Consider the following 24,460-nt stretch of genomic DNA (forward strand, 5'->3'; position numbering starts at 1 on the left):
GGGGGAAACAGGCGAAGCGCCGCCAGCGGCGGAAACAGCGAGGGCTGTTTCGAGGAAGCGGCACGATTGGCGGCCCCAACGGGGCCGGGAATCGTACTGCCGCGACGGTGGTTTGCAATCCCGCCGACGATGGTCGGCACCCCCGGCACCCGGACGGGTGCAATCCCGCCGGAGTCCCGGCAATTTCCCGCGCCGAAACCGGCGCACCCCCCAATGCTGTTTGCAATCTCCCCCTCCCCATGCTATGATGGACCCATCAACCGGCGGGGCCGCCCCCGCTGTCTTTTCGGGTGACGCCATGACAAAACTCGACGCATTGAAAACCTACTTCGGCTATGACAGCTTCCGTCCCGGTCAGGAACCGGTGATTGACGCGCTGCTCTCCGGCCGGGACGTGCTGAACATCATGCCCACCGGCGGCGGCAAATCCATCTGCTACCAGATCCCGGCGCTGCTGCTGCCGGGGGTGACGCTGGTGATCTCGCCGCTGGTGTCCCTTATGCGGGACCAGGTGACCCAGCTGGTGCAGAACGGTGTCCCCGCCGCGTTTCTCAACAGCTCCCTGACACGGCGGCAGTACCAGCTGGCCGTGGACCGGGCCCGGGACGGGTGGTACAAAATCATCTACGTCTCCCCGGAGCGGCTGGAAACAGACAGCTTCCTGGACCTGGCGGAGCACCTGAACATCTCCCTGGCGGCGGTGGACGAGGCCCACTGCATCTCCCAGTGGGGCCAGGATTTCCGGCCCGCCTACCTGTCCATCCCCGCCTTTCTGGAGCGGCTGCCCAATCGGCCGCCGGTGGGGGCCTTTACCGCCACCGCCACCCCCGCTGTGGGGCAGGACATCCGCCGCCTGCTGGGCCTGCGGGACCCGCTGTGCCAGACCACCGGCTTTGACCGGGAGAACCTCCGCTTCACCGTCCTCCACCCCCGCGGCAAGCAGGCGGAGCTGCTGGGACTGCTGCGCCGGCGCCGGGGCCAGAGCGGCATCGTCTACTGCGCCACCCGCAAGGCGGTGGAGGAGGTGTGTGAGCTGCTGCGGGACGCCGGCTTTTCCGCCGCCCGCTACCACGCTGGCCTGGAGGCGGAGGAGCGCAAAACCAGCCAGGAGGACTTCCTCTTCGGCCGGGTACAGATCATGGTGGCCACCAACGCCTTCGGCATGGGCATCGACAAGTCCGACGTCCGGTGGGTCATCCACTACAACATGCCCAAGGACCCGGAGAGCTACTACCAGGAGGCGGGCCGGGCCGGCCGGGACGGCGCCCCCGCCGAGTGCATCCTGCTGTACAGCGGGTCGGACGTGTACACCAACCGCTACCTCATTGAGCACAGCGAGGCGGCGGAGGGGGTGGACCCGGAGACCGCCGGGCTGCTGCGCCAGCGGGAGCTGGACCGGCTGTGGAGCATGGTGGATTACTGCAAAGGCCGCACCTGCCTGCGCCGGTTTCTGCTGCGGTACTTCGGGGAGAACGCCCCGGACCAATGCGGCAACTGCTCCGTGTGTCTCGCCCAGCCCCGGGAGGCGGAGGACAGCGCCGACGTCCGGGCCATCCTCCGCTGCGTGGAGGACACGGGAGAGCGGTACGGCGTGTCCCTCATCGCCGCCATTCTGGGCGGCAGCGAGGACCAGCGCATCCGGGACCGGGGGCTGGACCGGCAGGAGACCTACGGCCTGCTGTCCAACCTGACGCAGCAGGAGCTGCGGCGGCGCATCCGCGATCTGGTGGACAGCGGGGCGCTGATGACCTCCGGCGGGGAATACCCGGTGCTGCGGCTCACCGCCCGGGGACATGAGCTGCTGGGCGCCGCTCCGGCGCGGCAGCGGCGGACGGCCGCCCCGAAGCCCGCCTTCCGGAAGCTCACCGGAAACCAGGGGGAGCTGCTGGAGCGGCTGAAGGTTCTGCGGACGGACCTGGCCCGGCGGCAGGGGGTGCCGCCCTTCGTCATCTTCTCCGACAAGACCCTCCGGGCCATGGCGGCGGTGATGCCCGCCGACCAGGCGGAGCTGCTGACGGTGGAGGGCGTGGGCAGTTTCAAGGCCGACAAGTACGGCGAGGCCTTTCTGGCGGAGATCGCCGCCTTCGCGGAGGAAGCGTAACGGACAGAACAAATCCCGGCTCCCGCTTTCGCAGGAGCCGGGATTTGTTTCATCCGTTCACCAGGGTGTCCCGGACGTAGGATGCCCAGGCGGGCCGGTCCACGTCCAGCACCACCACGGCGTTTTTCACCGGGAACTGCTTGTCGCTCCACAGGTCCGTCACCGTCTTGCCGGTGGTGATGGTGCCCCGGGTCTCCACATAGACCCCGGCCTCCTCCCCCCGGAACAGCTCCGGGTGGGTCAGGTAAGCCACCGGGCACACGTCATGGAGGAGGATGCCCGCCTCCCCCCGCTGCAGGTGGTAATTCAGCAGGTCGGCGGTGCAGTCCCGGAAGAAGCGGCACACCGGCGTGTCATGGCTGCCGATCTCCGCCACCTCCTCCGCCGTCAGATAGGCCCGCTCCGTCACGTCCAGGCCGCACATGACAATGGGGACGCCGGACTTGAACACCATCTGGGCGGCGTGGGGGTCCACATGAATGTTGAACTCCGCCGCCGGGGTCACGTTGCCGCCCCGGGCGGCGCCGCCCATCAGCAGGATGCGGCGGACGCGGTCCTTCAGGTCCGGATATTTGCCGAAGGCGATGGCCAGGTTGGTGAGGGGACCCACCGCCACAACTTCCAGGGCGCCGCCGGCAGCCACCGCCGCCCGGTACAGCGCGTCCCAGGCGGCCTCCGACCTCTCCGGGGCGGGGGAGGGGGGAAGCACCGCGCCGCCAAGACCGTCCTCGCCGTGGACGTGGAGGGCGGTTTTCAGCTCCTGATACAGCGGCCCCGCAGCGCCCCGGTACACCGGGCAGGTCAGCCCCGCCAGGGCCGCCACCTTCCGGGCGTTGTCATAGGCCCGCTCCATGGGCACGTTGCCCGCCACGGTGGAGATGCCCATCACCTCCGCCTCAGGCGTCCGGCTCAGCACCAGCAGTGCCGCGGCGTCATCCACGCCGATGTCCGTATCAAACCACACCGGAATCCGGCTCATATGCGCACCTCCCATCCGTCATAGGCGTGAACCGCCTCCACCAACAGCTCCACAAAGCCCGCCCGGTCCACGTCCAGCAGGCAGCGGGCGTTGGCGGCGTGGCCGTTCCAGCCGTCGGCGGCGCCCACGGTGGCGCCCCGGCAGTACTCGCCCTCGGTTTCCACTTCCACATACAGATCCTTCATGGTGAACAGGTCCGGCCGCAGCAACCCGGCCACGGCACAGGGATCGTGGAGGGGCGCGCCCTCGTAGCCCACCTCCCGGTGGAACCTATAGAAGAACTCCAGCCACTCCGCCACCACGTGGGCTACCTGGTTGTCCACCGCGCGGATGCGCTCCACGTCCTCCGCGAAGATCAAAGCCCGCTCCGTCACGTCCAACCCCGCCATCTGCACCGGCACGCCGGAGGCGAACACGGTCTGGGCCGCCTCCGGGTCCACCAGAATGTTGAACTCCGCCGCCGGGGTCCAGTTGCCGTAGGCGATGCCGCCGCCCATGAGGGAAATGCGGGCGATCTTTTCCTTCAGCTCCGGGTGGGCCAGCAGCAGCGCCGCCACGTTGGTCTGGGGGCCGGTGGACACGATGGTCACCGGCTCGCCGCTCTCCCGCAGAACCCGGGCCATCAGCTCCACGGCGGTGAGGCCGCACAGCTCCATGGCCGGCTCCGGCAGCTTCGGGCCGTCCAGGCCCGACTGGCCGTGGACGTTGCCGGCGGTGATGGGGTCCGCCAGCAGCGGCCGGGGACGGCCCATGGCGATGGGGGCGGTGATGCCCAGCAGGGTGCAGATGCGCCGGGCGTTGTAGGTGGTTTTTTCGATGGTCTGGTTTCCGGCGCAGGAGGTCACCGCCCGGATGTCAATCCGGGGACTGGCCTGGGCCAGCACCCAGGCGATGGCGTCGTCATGGCCGGGGTCCCCGTCCAGAATGACGGGAATCCTGTTCAGTTCACTCACGTTTGTCACGTCCTTTCCGTCAGTACTTGTTGCGGAAAAACAGATTTCCAATGAATGTCACAATCGCGGATATGAGGAAACGCACAGCCGATCATCTCCCATCCGTGCTGCGGCGCCGCCCCGCGTGAGCGGCCGCTTTTTCCACTGTTTTCAAGGAAACATCTGCCGCCCAGGACAGTGGGCGGCAGATGTGAGATTCCGCGTCAGCCCTTCTCCTGCAGAGCGGCGGCGGAGTGCTGCCGCTTCACCTTCCAGCGGGCCGCCAGGGCGAACACCACCAGACCGAGAATGGTCATGACATAGGGGATGGGGGACACCAGGTTGGAGTCCACACCGGTGGAGGAGATCTTGATGCCCAGCGCCTGGGCGAAGCCAAACACCATGGCTGCCAGCATGGCCCCCAGGGGCTCGCCGGCGCCCATGGCCTGGGCCGCCAGGGCGATGAAGCCACGGCCGGCCACCATGTCCTGGGACCAGCCCATGGCGTAGTACATGGACATGAAGGCGCCGCCGAAGCCGGCCATGGCGCCGGAGAAGCCGATGGCGATGTACTTGATTTTCAGCACGCTGACGCCCACGGAGGAGGCGGCGTTGGGGTTCTCGCCCACGGACCGGATGTTCAGGCCCAGGGGAGTCTTGTACAGCATCACCCAGGTCAGCAGCACCAGCAGAAACGCCAGATACGTCAGCAGGCAGTGGCCGGACAGCACGTTCCCCAGCACGGGAATGTCCTTCAGCACCGGAATCTGGAGAGAGGGGACCTGCAGGTCCTTGGTGATGAGGGAGGTGGTGGAGGCCAGGGCCTTGCCCTCGGTCATGTTGGTGATGACCTTCACCAGAAACAGTGTGCCGCCGGAGCCAATCATGTTGACGGCGATACCGGTGAGGATAATGTCGGTTTTCAGGTTGAAGGCGAAAAAGCCCATCAGCAGCGCCACCAGAATGCCCACCAGCACCGCCAGCACCAGTCCCGCAAACCAGCTGCCGGTCCAGTAGGCCGCCAGAGAGCCGAACAGGGCGGAGATCATCATGGTGCCTTCCAGACCGATGTTGGAAACACCCGCCTTTTCACCCACCACGGCGCCCAGGGTGGCGAACAGGATGGGGGCGGTGATCCGCAGAATGGAGAAGAAGAAATCAGCAGTAAACATCTTACTTCACGCTCCCTTCCGCCGCAGCGGCGCCGGCCGCCCCGGCCTCTTTCAGCTTCAGTTCCTCCTGGGTGCTCTTGATGACCAGCTTCTGCCGGTAGCCGGACAGGAACTGCTCCGCCGCGAAGAACAGGAAGATCACCGCCTGGATGATGTCAATGAGCTGGGAGGGAACGCCGGAATAGGTGGACATCAGGCTGCAGCCCTTGTTGAGGTAGGCCATGAAGAAGGCCGCCAGCGGCACAAAGGCCGGGTTATTGCCCGCCAGAATGGCCACGGTGATGCCCGTCCAGCCGTAGCCGGGGAGGGCCATCCAGGAGTAGTTGGTGTAGCGGCCCAGCATCTCGATGCCGCCGCCCATGCCGGCCAGCACGCCGCCCAGCACCTGGGCCAGCACGATCACCAGACCCACCTTCATGCCGGAGTACATGGCGAAGTCCTGGTTGATGCCGATCATGCGGATGCTGTAGCCCCAGCGGGTGCGGTACATGAACAGCGACACCAGCACCACGCAGATCAGCGCCGCCACGAAGCCCCAGGACAGCTTGGAGCCGTTTTCAATCATCTGGGGAATGGCGGACTGGGGCTGGAAGTTGAAGGTCATGATCTGGCCCTTGCTCTTGTCCGCCAGATAGGTGTTGAGCAGGTACTTGATCATGTACATGACCACGTAGTTCATCATCAGGGAGCACACCATCTCGCTGACGCCCAGCTTCACCTTCAGCAGGGAGGGGATCAGCATCATGGCGCCCACCGCCGCCGCGCCGATGACAATGGCCGCCACCGGCAGCACGCCGGCGGGCAGGGGCACGTAGATGGCCACCATGGCGGTGACAAAGGCGCCCAGCATGATGCCGCCCTCGGCGCCCAGGTTGAACTGGTTGGCGGAGAACATGACGCAGGTGGCCAGGCCCGTGAAGATGATGGGAATCATGGCCGCCAGCACGTCGCACAGGTTCTTGGTGGAAATGCCGCCCTTGTTTTTCAGGGCGGGGCCGATGAGCAGCTGGCGCAGGGCGCTGAGCGTCATGGCGCCCTTGTCCGCCAGGGTGTCGCCCTCGGCGCAGATGAAGATCAGCAGCGTCGCCACCGCCAGGGCGATGAAAATGGCCAGCGCGCCCCGGACGACGCTGAACAGCAGGCTTCTCTTTTTACTCATGGCAAACCCTCCCCACCTGTTCCGGCGTCTGCTGCTTCAGTCCCAGCATGTACTCGCCCATGATCTCGTCGTTCAGCGCCGACGTGTCCTCGAAATAGGCGGTGATGCGGCCGCCGTACATGACGATCAGGCTGTCGGACAGCTCCATGACCTCGTTGAGGTCGGCGGACACCAGCAGCACAGCGATACCGGAGCGGGACAGCTCCACCAGTTTCTTGCGGATGAATTCCGTGGCACCCACGTCGATGCCCCGGGTGGGCTGGTCGGCGATGATCAGGCACGGATCGTTGGAGAACTCCCGGGCCACCACCACCTTCTGGATGTTGCCGCCGGACAGGTTCTCCACCTTCTGGGCCCCGGACTTGCACAGCACGGTGTAGTCCTCAATGAGCCGCTCCGACTCGGCGTGGATGGCCTTCATGTTGAACAGGAGGCCGTTGTTCAGCCGCCCGGCGCCGCAGCGGTCGGCGATCAGGTTCTCCTCGATGGTGGCGGCCCCGGCGATGCCGTAGATCATCCGGTCCTCCGGCACCAGGGACACGCCGTTTTCCCGCAGCTTCCGCTGGGACATGCCCAGAATGCTCTTTCCGTTGACGGTGATGGACCCGGCGTTGGGGGTGTTCAGCTGGAACAGCATGTCCACCAGCTCCTTCTGGCCGTTGCCCTCCACGCCGGCGATGCCCAGAATCTCGCCCCGCCGGACGGAGAGGGACACCTTGTCCAGCATCTTCTTGCCCCACTCGTTGACGTACTCCAGATCCCGGACCCGCAGCACCTCCTCCGTGGGCTGGGGCTTCTCCTTCTGCACCTTCAGCACCACGTCCCGGCCCACCATCAGCCGGGAAATCTGCTCCGGGTTCACGTCCTTCGTGTTGTGGACGCCCATGGACCGGCCGCCCCGGAGAATGGTCATGCGGTCGGTGATCTGCATGATCTCGTTGAGCTTGTGGGAGATGAAGATGATGGTGTAGCCCTGCTCCTTCAGGTTCACCAGCTCCTTGAACAGCTCCGCCGTCTCCTGGGTGGTCAGCACGGCGGTGGGCTCGTCCAGGATCAGGATGCGGGCGCCCCGCACCAGAGCCTTCAGAATCTCCACCTTCTGCTTCATGCCCACGGGGATGTCCATCACCCGGGCGTCGGGGTCCACGTGGAGGTTGAACTTCTCGGAGTACTCCTTTGTGATCTCCACCGCCCGCTTCCGGTCGATAAACAGCCCGGACTTTTTGGGCACCATGCCCAGCACCATGTTCTCCGCCACCGTCAGGCTGGGCACCAGCATAAAGTGCTGGTGAACCATGCCGATGCCCTTGGAGATGGCCACCGTGGGGGAGGTGAGGTTCACCTTCTCGCCGTTGACCCAAATCTCGCCGGAGGTGGGCTGCTCCAGTCCGAACAGCATTTTCATCAGTGTGGATTTGCCGGCGCCGTTTTCGCCCATCAGCGCGTGGATTTCGCCCTTGCGGACAAACAGGTCCACGTCCTGGTTGGCGGCGATGCCGTTGGGATACACCTTGGTGATCCCCTTCATTTGCACCACGTATTCCTCAGCCATAGGGGGTTCCCTCCCGATTCAGTTTTCCGCCCTGGAGCCTCACGCGGCTCTCAGACAGATGGAGCAAAGAGGGGGCTGGACCAGCCCCCTCTTGCAGGAAACTCGATTTTTCGTTCCGTTGTGGCCTGCGTTTACGGACGGACAGAATCCCGCAGAGCCTCCACGGCGCCGCTGGTGTCGCCGATGGCGGAGGGAACGGTAATCTTGCCGGACAGGATGTCCTCCTGAGCGGCGGCCACGGCGGCCTTCACATCAGCAGAGGCGTACTTGTCGAAGTTCTTGTCGGTCACCAGGCCGACGCCGCCCTCGGCGATGCCCAGGTTGATCTCCTGGCCCCAGTAAGTACGGCCGGCATCCCACTCGTCAAAGAACCAGATCAGGCCGTCGCCGATGTTCTTCAGACCGGAGGTCAGGGTGATGGCGGCCAGGTCGGCGGACAGGGTCTGCTCCTGGTCGGAGTCCACGCCCAGGAACCAGCCCTTGCCGGTCTCCAGAGCGGCCTCGGCGGCGCCGTTGCCGGCGTTGCCGGCCACGCCCCAGATCATGTCGCACTTGTTGTCGTTGATCATGGACAGGCCATACTCCTTGGCGATGGCGGTATCCACATAGTCATTGGTGTAGCGGGTGTCGATCTTCACGTCGGGGTTGACGCTCTGGGCGCCCAGAATAAAGCCGTACAGGAAGTCATTGATGACGGGGCTGTCCACGCCGCCCACGAAGCCCAGAACCGGCTCGGGATTGACGTTGGCAATGCTGGTGTCGGTGGTCATGCCGGCGGCAAACACGCCCATCAGGTAGCCCAGGTCGTTCTGCTTGAAGCTCATGTTCACCACGTTGGAGTTCTCGCCCACATAGGTGGTGTCATCATAGATCAGGTACATCTGATCGGGATACTGGGTGGCGACTTCCTTCAGATAGTCGGGCATCTGATAGGTGCCGCAGATGATCAGGTCATACTCGCCGGACTCGGAGACCTCGTACAGGGTGGAAAGCCACGTGGGCTTATCCTCGTCGGTGCCGCCCATCTCGATGGTGTTGACCTCGATGCGGCCGTCAGCCTTCAGCTGCTCCAGACCGGCGGCGGCGGAGTCAAAGAAGGACTTGTCGCCCAGGTTGCCGTTGACCAGGTTGCAGACGCTGTAGACCTTGCCCTCCTCGGGGGCGGAAGCGGCTGCGGAGGAAGCGGGCGCGCTGGCGGCGGGCGCGGCGGGCGCGGAGCTGCCGGAGCTGCCGGAACCGCCGCAGGCGGCCAGAGACATGGTCATAACCAGCGCCAGCATCATAGCAAAAAACTTCTTCACTTTGGTTAACCTCCCAAAAAAATGTGGCCCGGAGGCGATGCCTTGGTCCTGTGCTTTCCATTTCCTCCGGGTGTGCATTATTGTAACCTTTTTCCATGGACTTGTCAATTTCTCCCGCCGTTTTTATTCCTTTTTCACAGAAAATTTTCATTTTCCGCCGGCAGTTAAACGTTTTACCCTTCCCTCTTCCCCCTTGACGGCGGCCCCGCGGAAGGCTATGCTGACTCCATGGACAATCCTCCGCCCCGCCGGGACGGACCAATGAAGGAGGACGCATGATGAACCGTTATCCCTTCCCGAAGGTGGACCTGCACCTGCATCTGGACGGCTCCATTCTGCCGGAGACGGCCTGGGAGCTGGCCCAAAAAGTGGGGGCACCGCTGCCCGCCGATTCCCTGGAGGGCTACAAGGCCTACATCCGCCGGGCCGTCAACTGCGGGGCGGTGAACGAGTACCTGAAGCTTTTCGACCTGCCGCTGGCCATATTGCAGCAGCCGGAGCACCTGACCCGGGTGACCCGGGAGCTGGTGGAGCTGCTGCACCGCCAGGGGGTGGCCTACGCGGAGATCCGCTTTGCCCCCCAGCTTCACACCCGGGAGGGCATGACCCAGCGCCAGGCGGTGGAGGCCGTTCTCCGGGGTCGGGAAGAGGGTCTTGCCGCCTGTCCCGGCATGGAGGCCGGCATTCTCTGCTGCATGATGTGCGTGGGGCCGGAGGCGGTGAACCGGGCCGCCAACGCCGAAACCGTGGAGGTGACGGCGGAGTATCTGGGGAAGGGCGTTGTGGGCCTGGACCTGGCAGGCGCCGAGGGCATCGACCCCCTCAGCGCCTTCGCGCCCCTGTTCCGCCGGGCAGCGGAATTGGGCGTTCCCTGCACCTGCCACGCCGGAGACTCCCAGGGCCCCGACACCGTCCGGGACGCCATGGACATGGGGGCCCGGCGCATCGGCCACGGCCACCACATCTTCGACGACCCGGCCCTGTGCCGCCGGGCGGCGGCGGAGGGCATCGCCCTGGAGATCTGCCCCACCAGCAACATCCAGTGCCGCACCCAGCCCTCCTACGGAGAGCACCCCGCCAGGCGGCTGCTGGACATGGGCATCCCCGTCACCATCAACACCGACAACATGGCCCTGGCGGGGGTCTCGCTGGAGGACGAGTATGACCACTGCGTCAACGAGATGGGCTTCACGGAGCGGGACCTGGTGGAGATGAACCGGAATTCCGTCCGGGCGGCCTTTTTGCCGGAGGAGAAGAAGGCGAAGCTGCTGGCGGCGCTGGAGCCCTTCCGGTAAGGGGCGGGACGTTGCGTTTTCCCCGGAACTGTGCCATAATGCATACCAAGAACAACCAAAGGAGACGATACCATGGACTGTCTGTTCGTCATTGATTATCAGAAGGACTTTGTGGACGGCGCGCTGGGCTTTCCCGGCGCGGAGAAGCTGGACGAGGCCATCGCCCGGCGGGTGCGGGAGTACGGAAAGGGCCGGGTGTGGTTCACCCGGGACACCCATTTTGAGGACTACCTGGACACCCGGGAGGGCCGCCACCTGCCGGTGCCCCACTGCCTGAAGGGCAGCGACGGCTGGCAGAACTACGGCGAGACCGCCCGGGCGCTGGAGGAGGTGGAGGCCGTGGGCATCGACAAGCGGACCTTCGCCATGGACATCGCGGACCCGGAGATTCTCTCCCGGCTGCCGGAGACGGCGGACCGCATCGAGCTGTGCGGCCTGGTGAGCAACATCTGCGTGGTCAGCAACGCCATGACCCTCCAGGGCCACTATCCCAACGCGCAGATCGTGGTGGACGCCAATCTCACCGCCAGCTTCGACGCGGACCTCCACGAAAAGACGCTGGACGTGCTGGCGGGAGTCCAGGCGGAAATTCTCAACCGCTGACAAGGAGGGAACGACATGCTGCAGCCCCACATCCAACTTCCCGATGATCTGAATATCCGCTGTGCCCTGCTGCCCGGCGACCCGGCCCGGCTGGACGCCATCGCCCGGCAGCTGCAGGACGTGGAGGAGCTGGCCTACAACCGGGAGTTCCGCAGCCTCCGGGGCACCTATCGGGGCCTGCCGGTGCTGGCGGTGTCCACCGGCATCGGCGGCAGCTCCGCCGGCATCGCCATTGAGGAACTGAAAAACATCGGCGTCACCGCCATGGTGCGCATCGGCTCCTGCGGCGCGCTGCAGAAGGGCATCGCCCTGGGGGACCTGATTTTCGCCTGCGGCGCCATCCGGGACGACGGCGCCTCCAAAGCCTACGCGGACGTGCGCTACCCCGCCGTACCGGACACGGCGCTGCTGGGCCACTGCATCGCCGCCGCCCGGGACCGGGGCTGGCCCCATCACGTGGGCTTGGTCCACAGCCACGAGAGCTTTTACATCGACACCAATGACGCCGAATCCGCCCACTGGTCCCGGCTGGGGGCGCTGGGGGCCGACATGGAGACGGCGGCCCTGTTCACCATCGGCCGCATCCGGGGCGTCCGCACCGCCAGCATTCTGAATAATGTGGTGCTGTACGGGGAAGATACCGCCGAGAGCATCGGCGGCTACGTGGACGGCGCCGATCCCGCCGCCCGGGGCGAGGAGCGGGAGATCGCCGTGGCCCTGGAGGCGCTGTACCGGCTCAGCGGGGAGGATGCCTGATGAAAAAAGCACTGCTGATTGACTGCTGCGTCCGGAAGGACCGTTCCCGGACGGCGCGGCTGGCGGAGGCCTTCGTGAAGGCCCTGCCGGAAGAATACGAGGTCACCCGGCTGGACCCCGCCGCGGAGGGGCTGGTCCCCTTCGACCTCAAGTCCCTGGACGCCCGGGACGCCCTGCTGGCGGCGGGGCAGACGGACCACCCCCGGTTCCGGTACGCCCGGCAGCTGGCGGAGGCGGACGTGGCCATCGTGGCGGCCCCCTTCTGGGACCTGAGCTTCCCCGCCATCTTCAAGGTGTATATTGAGCACGTGTCGGTGGAGGGCATCACCTTCCGCTCCACGGCAGAGGGCCTGCAGGGGCTGTGCAGAGGCACCGACCTGGTGCTGCTGACCACCCGGGGCGGCATCTACGGTGAACATGACCCCCTGGAGCAGGGGACACCCTACCTGCGGGGCATTCAGCGGTTCTTCGGCTTTGACCGCTTCCGCTGCGTGGCCGCCGACGGGCTGGACATTGTGGGCTTTGACGGTCCCGGCGCCCTCCGGGACGCCTGCGAAAAGGCCGCCGCCCTGGCCGCGTCCCTTTGAAGAAAACCGTCTCTCCCGATCCGGGAGAGACGGTTTTTGGCAACGGGGGAAGCCCCCGCTGCTCCCTTTTCCCTTGCTGTACCGGCCGCAGGCAGGTTAACCGGCTTGCATTTATCCTCTCTTTTTGATCGCGTAAACGACCCATGCCAATCCCGCTCCAAACAGGAATGCGCCGGCAATCCACAAGCACATGGCAACCCCAAATTTCCAGCCAAGATAGGGAACGGACGGCCGCTGAACGGCGTAATACAAAGCACCGCTCAACGGGAATAGTTCCAGCAGGAAGAGGGGAAGATGCCGAAGTTTGCCGCGGCAGTTTGCAGCGCAAATAAAATCACAAGCTGCACGATAAAAGAAACCACTGCGCAAAGAATGATAAACGCAAAAAGATCCCTCCATTCCGATTTCTCTTTCTACCATATTATCATATCTCTCCGCCCACTTCAACAGCCGGTGAAACGGGCAAAGTCGGAGTCGCCGGCATTTCCCGTAAACAAGGAGCCTCCGTCGGGATTCCTTGCAAATGCGGGAAATCTGTGATAAAGTAAACCAATCCTGTGATTTTTCGGAGAGGAGCGCGTTTCATGCGGCTGCAAGGGGCAATTTTCGATATGGACGGCACGCTGCTGGACTCCATGCCGGCGTGGTATGACCTGACCACCGGCATTCTGCGGGAGGAGATGGGTCTGCCGCCGGACGAGGAGCTGGAGCACACCATCCAGACCGGGGACCTGCAGCGGGGCTCGGAGCTGCTGCTCTCCCGCTACGGGGTGTCCTGCACGCCGGCAGAGATGACCGCCATGGGCGACGCCCGGATGGAGCGGTTCTACCGGGAGAAGGTGCTCCCCAAGCCGGAGGTGGAAAAGCTGCTGTCCATTCTGAAGATGGAGGGCGTGTGGATGTACGTGGCCACCGCCACCAACCGCCCCCTGGCGGAGGCGGGCCTGCGCCGCGCGGGGCTGGACCGGTACTTCCGGGGCATCCTCACCTGCGCCGAGGCGGGGCGGGGGAAGGAGGACCCCCTGATTTACGAAAAGTGCCTCACCCGGCTGCGTTGTCAGAAGCGGGACTGCGTGGTGTTTGAGGACAGTCTGTACGCCATCCGCACCGCCAAGGCCGCCGGGTTCCGGGTGGCCGGGGTGTATGACGGCTGCTCGGAGGCGGACCAGCCGGAGATCCGCGCCCTGGCGGACTACTACATTCCCACCTACGGGGAGTGGCTGGAACAACTGTAAAAAAAGTCTCCCGCGGCTGCGGGAGACTTTTTTCATTCCTCCGGCGGGACGATGGGCTCCTGGCGGATACAGAAGTAGCTGTACTCGCCGGTGGCCAGCAGCGTGCCCTCCTCGTCGGTGATGTCCACCGCGGCCAGGGTGGTGGTGCGGCCCCGGTGGCGCACCACGCCGGTGGCCCGGATGGTGGTGCCCACCCCCCGGTTGCCCAGGAAGTGGAGGCTGCCGCTCTGGGTCACGTGTGCCCGGCCGTCGGTGTGGACCGCCAGCCCCGTGGCGGAGTCCGCCATGGTGTACAGGGCGCCGCCGTGGGCGATGCCGTAGGGGTTGCAGCTCTCCGGCCGGATGGTCAGCCGGAACACCGCCCGGTCCGGCTCCAGCGTCTCCAGCTCCATATGGTTGTACTCGGTAAACAGGTTCTTTCTCTCCAGCTGCGCCAGCAGCTTTTCCACATCCGCCATGAATATCCTCCTGTGTTTATTTCAGATCAGGAGTCAGTGTAGCACACAAATTGCCCTTTTTCCACTGTTTTCGCAAAAAGTCCCGGCCTTCCTTGGAAGGCCGGGACTCATTTTTCACTTCAGCGCGTCCAGAACGGCGGGGTCAAAGCCGGTGTAGTTCCGCCGGCGCAGCAGCTCCTGCACCTCCGTCACGGTGGGCAGGCTGGGCTGGGCGCCCATGCGGGACACGGTGATGGCGGCGGCGTGGCTGGCGAAGGCCAGGGCCTCCCGCTGGGGGAGACCGGCGCACAATCCGGTGCAGAAGGCCGCCACGAAGGAGTCGCCGGCGGCGGTGGGGTCCGCCACGTGGGGCATCCGCACGCAGTCGGTGCGGCTGATGCCCTCCGGCCCGGCCACGACGGAGCCGTTCTCCCCCAGGGTGATCATCAGGTTCCTGACCCCCTTCTCCCGGAACACGGCGGCCACCGCCTCAATGTCCTCCATGCTGGCGCCGGTTTCGTCCACCCGGATGGGATGGCCGGCGATGGCGGCGGCCTCGTGCTCGTTGGGGGAGAGGAAGGTAACGCACCGCAGCAGCCGGTCGGAGATGGGCGCCGCCGGGGCGGGGTTCACCATCACGGGGACGCCGGCGTCATAAGCCCACTCCGCCACCGTCTCCACCACCTCCATGGGCAACTCGAACTGCATCATCAGCAGGTCATAATTCCCGATCTCCTCTTTCAGCCACGCCAGGTCCTCCGCCGTCAGGGTGAAGTTGGCGCCGGGGCAGACGGTGATCCGGTTCTGGGCGCCGTGGTCCGTCACCTCCAGCAGGATCTGGGCCACGCCGGAGGCCTCGTCCGCGTCCACGGTGATGTGGTCCGTGTTGACGCCGGCGGCGGCCACATTGGCCACCATGGCCCTGCCGAAGTCGTCGCCGCCCACCTGGCCCACCATGGTGACGTGGGCCCCCAGCCGGGCGCACTGCACCGCCTGGTTGGCGCCCTTGCCGCCGGGGGCAGTGGTGAATTTCAGGCCGATCACCGTCTCGCCGGAGTTGGGCGCCCGTTTTGTGGAGGCGATGAGGTCCGTCATCAGACTGCCCACCACCAGAATGTTCGGTTTTTTCAGCATATTCGTTCCCATCCTTTCTCCGCAGCGCGGCCCGTGTTTTTCTGAGTCCAGCATAGCAGATTCCGGGAAAAATGCAAGAAAAAGGACGCGCCTTCCGGCGCGTCCTTTCGTTTCAGGCAGCGGCCTTGCCGCTTTGCCGAAGGATCAGTCGTCCTCCAGGCCCCGCTCTTCCACTTCCTCCAGGCGGTCCTGGTACTTGCTCTCCAGGGCCGTCTTCTTGGGAGCGGCGGCCTTGTACTTCCGGACGTTGGCCATGGAGTTCATGACGGGGGCGATGGTGCCGGCGCCGGCCACGCAGCCGCCGGGGCAGGCCATGCCCTCCAGCAGATAGCCGTCCCGCTTGCCGGCCTTGGCCAGCATCAGCATCTTGCGGCACTCCTTCAGGCCGTCGCCATAGTCGATGTCCACGTGACGGTCGGGGGCGATCTCCTTGAGCACTTCCGCCACGGCGGCGGCCACACCGCCGCCCACGGCGAAGCCCCGGCCGGTGGCGGAGCCTTCGGTGAAGTCATCGGCGGGGTTCTCCTCGATTTTGGAGAAGTCCACATCCTTGGCGTCGAACATGCCCCGCAGCTCCTCAAAGGTCAGCACGTAGTCCACGTCGGACCGGACGGAGCGGCGGTTTGCCTCCAGCTTCTTGGCGGCGCAGGGCCCGATGAAGCAGATGCGGGCGTCGGGATGCTCCTTTTTCACCATGCGGGCGGTGATGACCATGGGGGTCAGGGCCATGGAGATGTAATCCTTGAACTGGGGGAACAGCTTCTTGGCCATGACGGACCAGGCGGGGCAGCAGCTGGTGCCCATCCAGGGCTGCTTGGCGGGGACCTCCTCCAGGAAGTCCTTGGCCTCCTCGATGGTGCACAGGTCCGCGCCGATGGCCACTTCCACCACGTCGGCAAAGCCCAGAGTCCGCATGGCGGCCTTCAGCCGGGCGGGGGTGGCGTCGGGGCCGAACTGGTTGACAAAGGCGGGAGCCACGCAGGCGATGACCTCATGCTTGCGCTGCATGGCGGTGATGACCTGGAAGATCTGGCTCTTGTCGGCGATGGCGGCGAAGGGGCAGTTCACCAGGCACATGCCGCAGGAGACGCACTTGTCATAGTTGATTTTGGCCCGGCCCAGCTCGTCGGACTCGATGGCGTCCATGCCGCAGGCGGCGGCGCAGGGGCGCTCGATCTTGCTGATGGCGTGGTAGGGGCACTGGCTGGCGCACTTGCCGCACTTGATGCACTTGTCCTGGTCGATGTGGCAGTGCTTGTACTTGTCCAGGGTAATGGCGTTTTTGGGGCAGACGTTCATGCAGGGATGGGAGATACAGCCCTGGCAGTTGTCGCTGATGCGCAGCTGCTTGGGGGGGCAGGCGTTGCAGGCGAAGGGAATGATGTTCACCAGCGGCTCTTCAAAATACTTGTCGTCGGCGGCGGCCACTTCCTTCATCCGGTCGCTGAGCCGGGTCCGCTTGCCCTCGGGAGTCAGGGGCATACCCAGGGCCAGCATGACCCGGGAGTAGACGATGGCCCGCTCCAGAAACACATCGCTGCGGTGATGGGCCACGGCGCCCGGAATGATGGTATAGGGAATGTCATTCACGGCGCTGTAATCCCCGCTCTCAAAGCCCTCGTAGGCCAGGCGGGCCACCTCTGCGAATACGCTGCGGCGGATCTCATCCACCGCGCTGTGTACACCTCTCACTGTGCTTGTCCTCCGTTGTTTTCGGTAAATTTGTTGCGGAAATCCGCGAATTTCTCACTTGTCCTTCACACGCGCACCCATTATAATGAATCGCCCCTGTGATTGCAAGCAATTTCAACGATATTTCAACAATTTCAGTAAAAAGGAAAGGCCCCCCTGCGGGCGCGAACTCTGTGAGACTTCCGAAAAAGGAAAGGCCCCTGCCGAAGCAGGGGCCTTCCATGTCAAAGAGAGAGGGAAAAAGAGGGATTATGAATACAAAACCCGGTCGTCCTTGTTCCCGGTCGTCCTCCCCGGGAACAATATCAGCATACCAAGGGTTTCTGTCCAAATCATGAAGCGTTTGAAAACAGTTTGTGAACAAATCCCGCCGGCATCCCTTCCGGAAGGGGCGTTTTTCAGGTCTGTTTCAGGCGGGTGTGGCAGGATGGCGTCAGAACGCGGCGGTGTTTGACAGGGTTTCTTCCGCCATTTATAATAGTGGGTATCCGGCGGCCCGGCGGCCGCCTTTCAGGAGGTATATTCCATGAGCATGAGACAAAAACGGCTGCTGCGCCGTGTTCTCTCCCTGCTGGCCCTGGTGACTGTGGTGGTCCTGGTGGTGACCGCCGCCAGGCGCGGGAAGGAGGACAATCCGGAGACGCCCGCCGAAGCCGGCGCCGTCACCAATCATGACGCCCGGTACACCAGCCTCACCTATGACAACGGCAGCGCCACGCTGTCCTTCGCCCTCAACGAGGCGGAGGAGTGGATCTGGGCGGACCTGCCGGAGTTCCCCCTGGACGACACGTTTGTGAACCGGATTCTAGACCTGATCACCGGGCTGCAGCCCCAGCAGACCCTGACGGAGCCGGAGGACCTGGAGCAGTACGGACTGGATGACCCCACCATGACCCTCACCGCCGGGCTGGATGACGGCTCGGAGCTGACGGCGGCCATCGGCCGGAAGGCCTCCGGCGACAGCGGCAGCGACTATCTGCTGCTCAACGGCGACGAGTCAACGGTGTACATTGTGGACGGCGCGCTGTCCGCGGAGCTGAGCCGGGGCATTTACGAGATGATGGTCCTGCCGGAGCCGGCGGACATTCCGGAGAACCGGTTCCGCCGGGTGACGGTGGAGACGGCGGAAACCATTACCGTCTGCACTGCCTACGCCGGGGCGGAGGGGGTGCCCCTGTCCTGGCGCAGCGGCGGCGCCAACGTCACCGACAGCCCGGTGCTGAAGGCCCTGCTGGAGGCCCTGGCGGGCGCGAAGCCGGAATCCTGCCTGGACTACAATCCCTCCCAGGAGGCGGTGACCCTCTGCGGCTTCAACGTCCCCGCCGCGTCTGTGGAGGTGCAGTACGTGGATGAAAACGGCGGGGAGCTGACCAGAACCATGACGGTGGGCGGTCTGACGGTGGACGGCACCAGCCGCTGCGTCCGGTTCGACGACGACCCCACCATCTACGCCGTGACCGCCGAACGGCTCGCCCCGGTACTGGCGGTGGCGGAAAGCGGCCTGGAGGGCTGAGGAAAAAGGAGGTGCGCCCATGCGGGTGCTGATTGTGGAAGACGAGGTCCGGCTGGCGGACACCCTGCGAGACCTGCTGGAGCTCAACGGCTACACCGCCGACGTGTGCCATGACGGGGAGTCGGGGCTGGACAACGCCCTCAGCGGCATTTACGATGTGGTGCTGCTGGACGTGATGCTGCCCAGGATGGACGGGTTTTCCGTGCTGCGGCGACTGCGGGCGGAGAAGTCGGCGGTGCCGGTGCTGATGCTCACCGCCCGGTCCGAGACGGAGGACAAGGTGACGGGGCTGGACAGCGGCGCGGACTACTATCTCACCAAGCCCTTTGACCCGCCGGAGCTGCTGGCCTGCGTCCGGGCGCTGACCCGGCGGCAGCCGGAGCTGCGGGAGCCGGAGGGGCTGGTCTGCGGCGACCTGCGGCTGGAGCAGGAGGCCTTCACCCTCCGGTGCGGGGAGCGGTCCGTGCGGCTGAGCCGGAAGGAATATGACATGCTGGAACTGCTGATGCGCAACCAGCGGCTGGTGGTCAGCAAGGAGAGCCTGCTGGTGAAGGTGTGGGGCTATGACTCCGAGGCGGAGGACAACAACGTGGAGGTCTACATCTCCTTCCTGCGCAAGAAACTGCAGTACCTCCGCTCCGCCGTGAAAATCCGCACCATCCGCATGGCGGGCTACTGCCTGGAGCCGGAGGACGGACAATGAGCCGGCCGAAGCAGGACCCCATGATCCGCCGTCTGCGGCTGCAGTTTGTGGCGGTGTGCATGGCGCTGGTGACGGCGGTGGTGGCGGTGGTGGTGACCGCCGCCTTCTTCACCGTCCGCCAGAACATCGCCGGCGTCAGCCGCGGTGTGCTGACCCGGGTGATTCAGGATGACCGCCCCACCCTCCGCCGCCCCGGCGAGGACAGCCCCTCCCTTCCTTACTTCACCGTCAGCGTCTGGCAGCAGAGCGGAGCCTACCGGGCCTACATCACCGGCGGCACCTACGATGACCTGGAGAACACGGAGGAGCTCACCGCCATTCTGCAGGAGTGCCTCTCCCAGAACCAGCCGGAGGGCATCATCCACAGCTACCACCTGCGGTATCTGCGCCAGGACAACGGCCTTTATCAGAAGGTGGCTTTCGTGGACATGTCCATGGAGTACGCCATGCTCCGCCAGACGCTGATCTCCCACCTGTGCATCGCGGCGGCGGCGCTGCTGGTGCTGCTGGCGGTGTCGCTGCTGCTGAGCTCCTTTGTCATCCGGCCGGTGGAGCGGGCCTGGCGGCAGCAGCGCCAGTTCCTCTCCGACGCCTCCCACGAGCTGAAGACCCCCCTGACGGTGATTCTCTCCAACGCGGAGCTGCTCAGCGGCGCGGCGCTGGAGGAGCGGCCCGCCCGTTGGGCGGACAACATCCGCTCCGAGGCCCGGCAGATGCGGTCCCTGGTGGAGGAGATGCTGACCCTGGCCCGGGCGGACAACATGCCCGCCGTGGTCCAGGGGGAGACCTCCCTCTCCGACGCCGCCGAGGACTGCGCGCTGCTGTTTGAGCCGGTGGCCTTTGAGGCCGGAAAGACCCTGTCCTACGCCATCGCCCCCGGCGTCACCGTGGTGGGGGACGCCGACCGGCTGAAGCGGCTCATCTCCGTGCTGCTGGACAACGCCATCAAGTACGGCGCGGCGGGAGGCACCGTGACGCTGTCTCTGGAGAAGGCGGACCGCCAGGCCCGGCTGGTGGTGTCCAACCCCGGCAAGCCCATCCCGCCGGAGCAGCTGTCCCACCTGTTTGAGCGGTTCTACCGGGCGGATTCCTCCCGGGGAGAGCAGTCCGGCTTCGGGCTGGGGCTGTCCATCGCCGCCACCATCGCCCGGGAGCACCGGGGCACCCTGCGGGCGGAGAGCGACATCGTCTCCACCCGGTTCACCTTCACCATCCCCCTGAAAAAGTGAGAGAACGCCCTCCGGGCGTTCTCTTTTTTCCGTTTATGCCCCCTCCCGCTTCTCCGTCACCCGGAACACCACGATCTGGAAGGACACCACCAGCGCCCAGCCCAGGCCGGTGGCCAGCGCCACCGCCCGCAGCCCCATGGTGCGGATGAGCAGGTAGGACAGCACCACCCGCAGGGTGATGTGCAGCGCCGTGCCGGCGGCGGGGACGTTCACCTGTCCCCGGCCCCGGAACCAGCCCACAAACACGCTGCCGATGTAGTTGAGGACATAGAACGCCGCGATGGTCCGCAGGTACGCGGCCCCCTCCGACGCCACCGTGCCCCCCTCGCCGGACAGCCAGGCCACCGCCGGCAGCGCCGGGACATACAGCGCCGCCGCCAGCGCCAGACTCAACGGCACCATCAGGGCAAAGGCGGTCCAAAGGCCCCGGCGGGCCCGGCCTCCGTCCCCCACGCCGGTGTTCTGCCCGATGAACACCGACACCGCCGCCGCTCCGCTGTCGCCGAAGGAGTTGGCGAAGCCCTCGATGCGGGAGGCGGCGGTGTAGGCCGCCGTCAGCTCCGTGCCCATGCCGTTCACCGCCCCCTGCACCAGCAGCTTTCCGATGTACAAACTGGACTGGTGGAAGGCGGCGGAGAGGCCGTAGGCCACGGTGCGCCCCACCAGGTCCCGGTCCGCCTGCCGGTCCTCCCGGCCCGGCAGCAGCTCCGGCAGCGCCCGGCGGAAGTAGGCCCAGCACAGTCCCGCCGCCATGGCCTGGGACAGCACGGTGGCTGCCGCCGCGCCCCGGACACCCCAGCCCAGACGCGCCGTCAGCAGCAGGTCCAGGGCCACGTTGGCGGCCATGGCCGCCAGCAGGCTCCCCAGCGCCGCCGCGGTGTTGCCCACGCTGCGGAGCATGGCGGCGAACAGGTTGTAGAGATAGGTGGCGGGGAGGCCGCAGGCCACAATCACCAGATACGCCCGGCAGTAGGGCGCCACCTCCGCCGGGGTGCGGATGGCCGCCAGCAGCGGGGAGAGCAGGGGCAGCACCGCCAGCCCCAGCGCCGCCGACGCCGCCGTGCCCCACCGCAGGGCCAGGTGCCCCTCCCGGCGGAAGGCGGGCAGGTCCTCCGCCCCGTAAAACTGGGAAAACAGCACGCTGACGCCGGTGCAGGCCCCGCTGAGCACAAAGATCAGCAGGTTCATCACCGTGCCCGCCACGCCGATGGCGGCGAAGGCCTCCCGGCCCACCCACCGGCCGATGATCCAGGCGTCCGCCGCGTTGTAGGTCTGCTGCAGAATGTTCCCCAGCAGGAGGGGAAGCATCAGCTCCGTCAGCTCCCGGGGGATGCTGCCCCGGGTGAGATTTCGTGTGTGCTCCATGGCGTGGGACTTCCTTTCCCGTTTTTCCGTTAGGATACGCCGGAAAGCCCCTCTTGTAAAATGCATTTTTCCCCTTTAAAATAGAATAAAGACTTTATATTTCAGGAGGACATCCGCCATGACCCATCCGGAGATCGAGGCCTTTCTGTCGGCGGCCAAAACCGGCACCATCTCCGCCGCCGCGGAGCAGCTGTACGTGACCCAGCCGGCCCTCAGCCGCCGCATCCACTCGCTGGAGGCGGAGCTGGGCTACCCGCTGCTGAAGCGGGGCCGGGGCGTCCGGGCGGCGGAGCTGACGGAGGAGGGGAAGGCCTTTCTGCCCCTGGCGGAGCAGTACGACGCCCTGTGGCGGGAGGCCCGGGGGCTGCCCCGGCAGGTGCGGCGGGAGACGCTGCGGCTGTCCTCCGTAGGCAGCGTCAGCAACTACCTGCTGCCGGAGGTGTTCTCCCGTTTTCTGGCGGAAAATCCCGGCTGCGGCGTGGAGTTCCACCACCATCACTCCCTGGAGGCCTACGGCTACGTGGCCCGGGGAGAGGTGGACATGGCCCTCATCTCCGACGACATGTTCGCCCGGGAGGTGCAGACCATCCCGCTGTTCCGGGAGGAGATGCTGCTGGCCCTCAGTCCCGGGGAGAAGTACGGCACCGCGGACCATCCCGCGGCGCTGGACGGCCGGGACGAGATCCGCCTGCCCTGGAACCCGGAGTATGACCTGTGGCACGGGTTCTGGTTCCCCGCCGCCGTGCGGCCCCGGGTGATTCTGGACCAGATGCCCCTGCTGGAGTATTTTCTGCGGCAGGAAAACCTGTGGGCGGTGCTGCCCGCCTCCGCCGCCCGCCGGATGGCCGCCGTGCCGGGTCTGCGGTTCCGGCGGCTGCGGGAGGGCCCGCCGGAGCGGTTCATCTACTATCTTGTGCGCCAGCAGCGGCTGCCGCCGCCGGCGGAGCGGTTTCTCGGCCTGCTGACGGAGTTTCTGGGGCAGCAGGAGGGCGTCACCTGCCTGCTTTGAAAAAAAATCTCCCCACGCTGTAACGAACCGCCCCCCGGCGGGATATAACAGGCAGAAAGGAGGGACCCCCATGGACGATATGGAGCAGATTTACCGGCAGCACGCCCGCACCGTCTACCGGTTCCTCCTGGCCCAGTGCGGCGACGCCGGTCTGGCGGAGGAGCTGACCCAGGAGACCTTCTATCAGGCCCTGCGGTGCCTGGACCGCTATGACGGCAGCTGCAAGCTGTCGGTGTGGCTGTGTCAGATTGCCCGGCACCTGTGGTACCGGCATCTGCGGCGCCGGGGGCGGGAGGTCCCCATGCCGGAGGAGCCGCCGGAGCGGCCGGCCCCCTCCGCCGAGGAGGAGACCCTGGACCGGCAGGCCCATCTGGGGCTGCTGCGGCAGGTTCACGGACTGCCGGAGCCTTACCGGGAGGTGGTGTACCTCCGGGCCTTCGGGCAGCTGTCCTTCCGGGAGATCGGGGACGTGCTGGGGAAAACGGAGAACTGGGCCCGGGTGACCTTTTACCGGGGAAAAGAGAAGCTGAAAGGAGATGCGGGCCATGAAAAATGATCTGAGCTGCGCCGTGGTGCGGGACCTGCTGCCCTCTTACATCGACGGTCTCACCGCGCCGGAGACCAACGGCGCCGTGGAGGCCCACCTGCGGACCTGTCCGGACTGCGCCCGCCTTCACCGGCAGATGGCGGCGCCGGAGGCTCCGCCGGAGCAGGCGGCGGACCGGGAGGTGGACTATCTGCGGCAGGTGCGGCGGCGAGGGCGTCTGCGGGTCATGGCGGCGGTGCTGATGACGGCGGCGCTGCTGCTGGGCGGCCTGGCGGCAAAGGTGTTTCTCATCGGCTCTCCCGCCGCCTCCGGCGCCATGGCCTGGGAGGTGACGGAGACGGACACGGGCCTGCGGGTGCAGGTGATGTCCGGCGCCTCCGCCAACGCGTGGTGGGGCTGGAAGCAGACCCGGGAGGGGAACGTGGTGACCATCACCTGCCGGGAGGGGCTGGTGTCCCCGGTCCACTCCACGGCATACGGGGAGATTGACGTGCCCCTGGATTCCGGCGTCACGGAGGTGCGGCTCGTGGACAGGGTGATCTGGCAGGAGGGCACCGTCATTGACCGGCGGGTGCTGGCGGCGTGGAACGCCCGGACGCCCTACGTGGGGGATATGCCGGCGCTGAACAATCTGGCCAACGCCCTGAACATCCGGGGCCTGTGCGGCGACTACACCAACACCCTCCACACCTCCGGCCGGCCCTACGGCTGGACGTTGGAGTTTGCGGACTACGGCTGGAACCAGAAGGACGCGGCGCTGCGGGACCGGGAGATGGAGCGGATGAGCCTTCTGCTGCTGGCGCTGGTGGACAATCTGGAGGAGGTCCGCTGGACGTGGAAGGACCAGAGCCGCGCCGTGACGCTGGCGGAGGCCGACGCGGCGCTGCCGGCGCTGTACAGCGCCGCCGATCCGGACTGGGCGGTGCCGGGCAGCGTGAAGGACTGCGCGGAGAGTCCCTCCGCCCTACAGCGGCTGTGGACGGCGGCGGGGGCGCGATGAAGATCGCGGACTTTCCGGCCATCGCCGGGGGATGCAGCGAAGGCTGCGGCTTTTGCACCGGTCCCGGTGCGGGGATGCGCCCGTCCGGGCGCCGGGGGTGCGGCGAAGGCCGCAGGCTTCCCGGCCCCCACTTTTCTTTGCTCGTGCAAAGAAAAGTCG

General features: G+C 66.0%; 23 protein-coding genes. 12 read left to right on the forward strand and 11 right to left on the reverse strand.

Annotation, left to right across the window (positions count from 1 at the left end):
- Positions 1–298: 298 nt before the first annotated feature.
- On the forward strand, positions 299–2,101 hold the full coding sequence (gene recQ, locus SOX55_RS07435; RefSeq protein WP_325286809.1) for a DNA helicase RecQ: 1,803 nt from the start codon (positions 299–301) through the stop codon (positions 2,099–2,101).
- A gap of 49 nt (positions 2,102–2,150) precedes the next feature.
- Here the strand turns inward: recQ and SOX55_RS07440 are convergent, their stop codons facing one another.
- The 6 genes from SOX55_RS07440 to SOX55_RS07465 all read right to left on the reverse strand — a co-directional run bounded on the left by SOX55_RS07440 (position 2,151) and on the right by SOX55_RS07465 (position 9,196).
- Complete coding sequence (locus SOX55_RS07440) at positions 2,151–3,080, reverse strand: nucleoside hydrolase (RefSeq protein WP_325286810.1); 930 nt, start codon at positions 3,078–3,080, stop codon at positions 2,151–2,153.
- Entirely contained in the window at positions 3,077–4,033 is a 957-nt protein-coding gene (locus SOX55_RS07445) for a nucleoside hydrolase (protein ID WP_325286811.1), read from the reverse strand. Before SOX55_RS07445 ends, SOX55_RS07440 begins: the two co-directional genes overlap by 4 nt.
- Before the next feature lie 203 nt (positions 4,034–4,236).
- Positions 4,237–5,184 carry an ABC transporter permease gene (locus tag SOX55_RS07450; RefSeq protein WP_325286812.1) on the reverse strand — a complete coding sequence of 316 codons (948 nt, stop codon included), beginning with the start codon at positions 5,182–5,184 and terminating at the stop codon, positions 4,237–4,239.
- Between the two features lies 1 nt (position 5,185).
- Positions 5,186–6,343 carry an ABC transporter permease gene (locus SOX55_RS07455; protein ID WP_325286813.1) on the reverse strand — a complete coding sequence of 386 codons (1,158 nt, stop codon included), beginning with the start codon at positions 6,341–6,343 and terminating at the stop codon, positions 5,186–5,188.
- Positions 6,336–7,895 (reverse strand): ABC transporter ATP-binding protein, encoded by a 1,560-nt coding sequence (locus SOX55_RS07460; RefSeq protein WP_325286814.1) that lies wholly within the window; start codon positions 7,893–7,895, stop codon positions 6,336–6,338. Before SOX55_RS07460 ends, SOX55_RS07455 begins: the two co-directional genes overlap by 8 nt.
- A 131-nt stretch (positions 7,896–8,026) precedes the next feature.
- Positions 8,027–9,196, reverse strand: a complete 1,170-nt coding sequence (locus tag SOX55_RS07465) for a BMP family ABC transporter substrate-binding protein (protein WP_325286815.1) — start codon at positions 9,194–9,196, stop codon at positions 8,027–8,029.
- Between the two features lie 275 nt (positions 9,197–9,471).
- Here SOX55_RS07465 and add point away from each other — a divergent pair, with 275 nt between their 5' ends.
- From add to SOX55_RS07485, 4 genes are all read left to right on the forward strand, one after another.
- Positions 9,472–10,491, forward strand: a complete 1,020-nt coding sequence (add, locus tag SOX55_RS07470) for an adenosine deaminase (RefSeq protein ID WP_325286816.1) — start codon at positions 9,472–9,474, stop codon at positions 10,489–10,491.
- A gap of 72 nt (positions 10,492–10,563) precedes the next feature.
- Positions 10,564–11,094, forward strand: coding sequence for a cysteine hydrolase family protein (locus tag SOX55_RS07475; protein WP_325286817.1), 531 nt, complete (start codon positions 10,564–10,566; stop codon positions 11,092–11,094).
- Between the two features lie 15 nt (positions 11,095–11,109).
- Positions 11,110–11,850: a nucleoside phosphorylase gene (locus tag SOX55_RS07480; RefSeq protein WP_325286818.1), complete on the forward strand. Its 741-nt coding sequence runs from the start codon at positions 11,110–11,112 to the stop codon at positions 11,848–11,850.
- Positions 11,850–12,437, forward strand: a complete 588-nt coding sequence (locus SOX55_RS07485) for an NAD(P)H-dependent oxidoreductase (RefSeq protein ID WP_325286819.1) — start codon at positions 11,850–11,852, stop codon at positions 12,435–12,437. Before SOX55_RS07480 ends, SOX55_RS07485 begins: the two co-directional genes overlap by 1 nt.
- 111 nt (positions 12,438–12,548) lie before the next feature.
- Here the strand turns inward: SOX55_RS07485 and SOX55_RS07490 are convergent, their stop codons facing one another.
- Positions 12,549–12,857, reverse strand: a complete 309-nt coding sequence (locus SOX55_RS07490; RefSeq protein ID WP_325286820.1) for a LapA family protein — start codon at positions 12,855–12,857, stop codon at positions 12,549–12,551.
- Positions 12,858–13,021: 164 nt separating this feature from the next.
- Here SOX55_RS07490 and SOX55_RS07495 point away from each other — a divergent pair, with 164 nt between their 5' ends.
- Positions 13,022–13,672 (forward strand): HAD family hydrolase, encoded by a 651-nt coding sequence (locus SOX55_RS07495; RefSeq protein ID WP_325286821.1) that lies wholly within the window; start codon positions 13,022–13,024, stop codon positions 13,670–13,672.
- A 32-nt stretch (positions 13,673–13,704) separates the two neighbouring features.
- Here SOX55_RS07495 and SOX55_RS07500 read toward each other — a convergent pair whose 3' ends face one another.
- The 3 genes from SOX55_RS07500 to SOX55_RS07510 all read right to left on the reverse strand — a co-directional run bounded on the left by SOX55_RS07500 (position 13,705) and on the right by SOX55_RS07510 (position 16,935).
- Complete coding sequence (locus SOX55_RS07500) at positions 13,705–14,130, reverse strand: PaaI family thioesterase (protein ID WP_325286822.1); 426 nt, start codon at positions 14,128–14,130, stop codon at positions 13,705–13,707.
- 114 nt (positions 14,131–14,244) lie between these two features.
- The gene (locus tag SOX55_RS07505; protein ID WP_325286823.1) at positions 14,245–15,243 is read right to left on the reverse strand and encodes a ribokinase; all 999 of its coding nucleotides are present in this window, start codon (positions 15,241–15,243) and stop codon (positions 14,245–14,247) included.
- 144 nt (positions 15,244–15,387) lie between these two features.
- Positions 15,388–16,935, reverse strand: coding sequence for a 4Fe-4S dicluster domain-containing protein (locus SOX55_RS07510; protein ID WP_325286824.1), 1,548 nt, complete (start codon positions 16,933–16,935; stop codon positions 15,388–15,390).
- Between the two features lie 526 nt (positions 16,936–17,461).
- On the opposite strand from SOX55_RS07510, the gene SOX55_RS07515 reads away from it, so the two are divergent.
- The 3 genes from SOX55_RS07515 to SOX55_RS07525 are packed head-to-tail and all read left to right on the forward strand — an operon-like array spanning position 17,462 to position 20,380.
- Entirely contained in the window at positions 17,462–18,448 is a 987-nt protein-coding gene (locus tag SOX55_RS07515) for a DUF4340 domain-containing protein (protein ID WP_325286825.1), read from the forward strand.
- Between the two features lie 19 nt (positions 18,449–18,467).
- Positions 18,468–19,151 (forward strand): response regulator transcription factor, encoded by a 684-nt coding sequence (locus SOX55_RS07520; RefSeq protein WP_325286826.1) that lies wholly within the window; start codon positions 18,468–18,470, stop codon positions 19,149–19,151.
- Positions 19,148–20,380: a sensor histidine kinase gene (locus SOX55_RS07525; RefSeq protein WP_325286827.1), complete on the forward strand. Its 1,233-nt coding sequence runs from the start codon at positions 19,148–19,150 to the stop codon at positions 20,378–20,380. Before SOX55_RS07520 ends, SOX55_RS07525 begins: the two co-directional genes overlap by 4 nt.
- A gap of 33 nt (positions 20,381–20,413) precedes the next feature.
- Here SOX55_RS07525 and SOX55_RS07530 read toward each other — a convergent pair whose 3' ends face one another.
- Positions 20,414–21,745, reverse strand: a complete 1,332-nt coding sequence (locus tag SOX55_RS07530) for an MATE family efflux transporter (protein WP_325286828.1) — start codon at positions 21,743–21,745, stop codon at positions 20,414–20,416.
- A gap of 118 nt (positions 21,746–21,863) precedes the next feature.
- Here SOX55_RS07530 and SOX55_RS07535 point away from each other — a divergent pair, with 118 nt between their 5' ends.
- The 3 genes from SOX55_RS07535 to SOX55_RS07545 all read left to right on the forward strand — a co-directional run bounded on the left by SOX55_RS07535 (position 21,864) and on the right by SOX55_RS07545 (position 24,301).
- Complete coding sequence (locus tag SOX55_RS07535; protein WP_325286829.1) at positions 21,864–22,754, forward strand: LysR family transcriptional regulator; 891 nt, start codon at positions 21,864–21,866, stop codon at positions 22,752–22,754.
- Between the two features lie 70 nt (positions 22,755–22,824).
- Entirely contained in the window at positions 22,825–23,310 is a 486-nt protein-coding gene (locus tag SOX55_RS07540) for an RNA polymerase sigma factor (RefSeq protein WP_325286830.1), read from the forward strand.
- Complete coding sequence (locus SOX55_RS07545; RefSeq protein ID WP_325286831.1) at positions 23,300–24,301, forward strand: DUF4825 domain-containing protein; 1,002 nt, start codon at positions 23,300–23,302, stop codon at positions 24,299–24,301. The genes SOX55_RS07540 and SOX55_RS07545 overlap by 11 nt, the downstream gene beginning before the upstream one ends.
- Positions 24,302–24,460 lie beyond the last annotated feature (159 nt).

It is taken from the genome of Dysosmobacter sp., assembly GCF_034093755.1.
Classification (GTDB): Bacteria; Bacillota; Clostridia; order Oscillospirales; family Oscillospiraceae; genus Oscillibacter.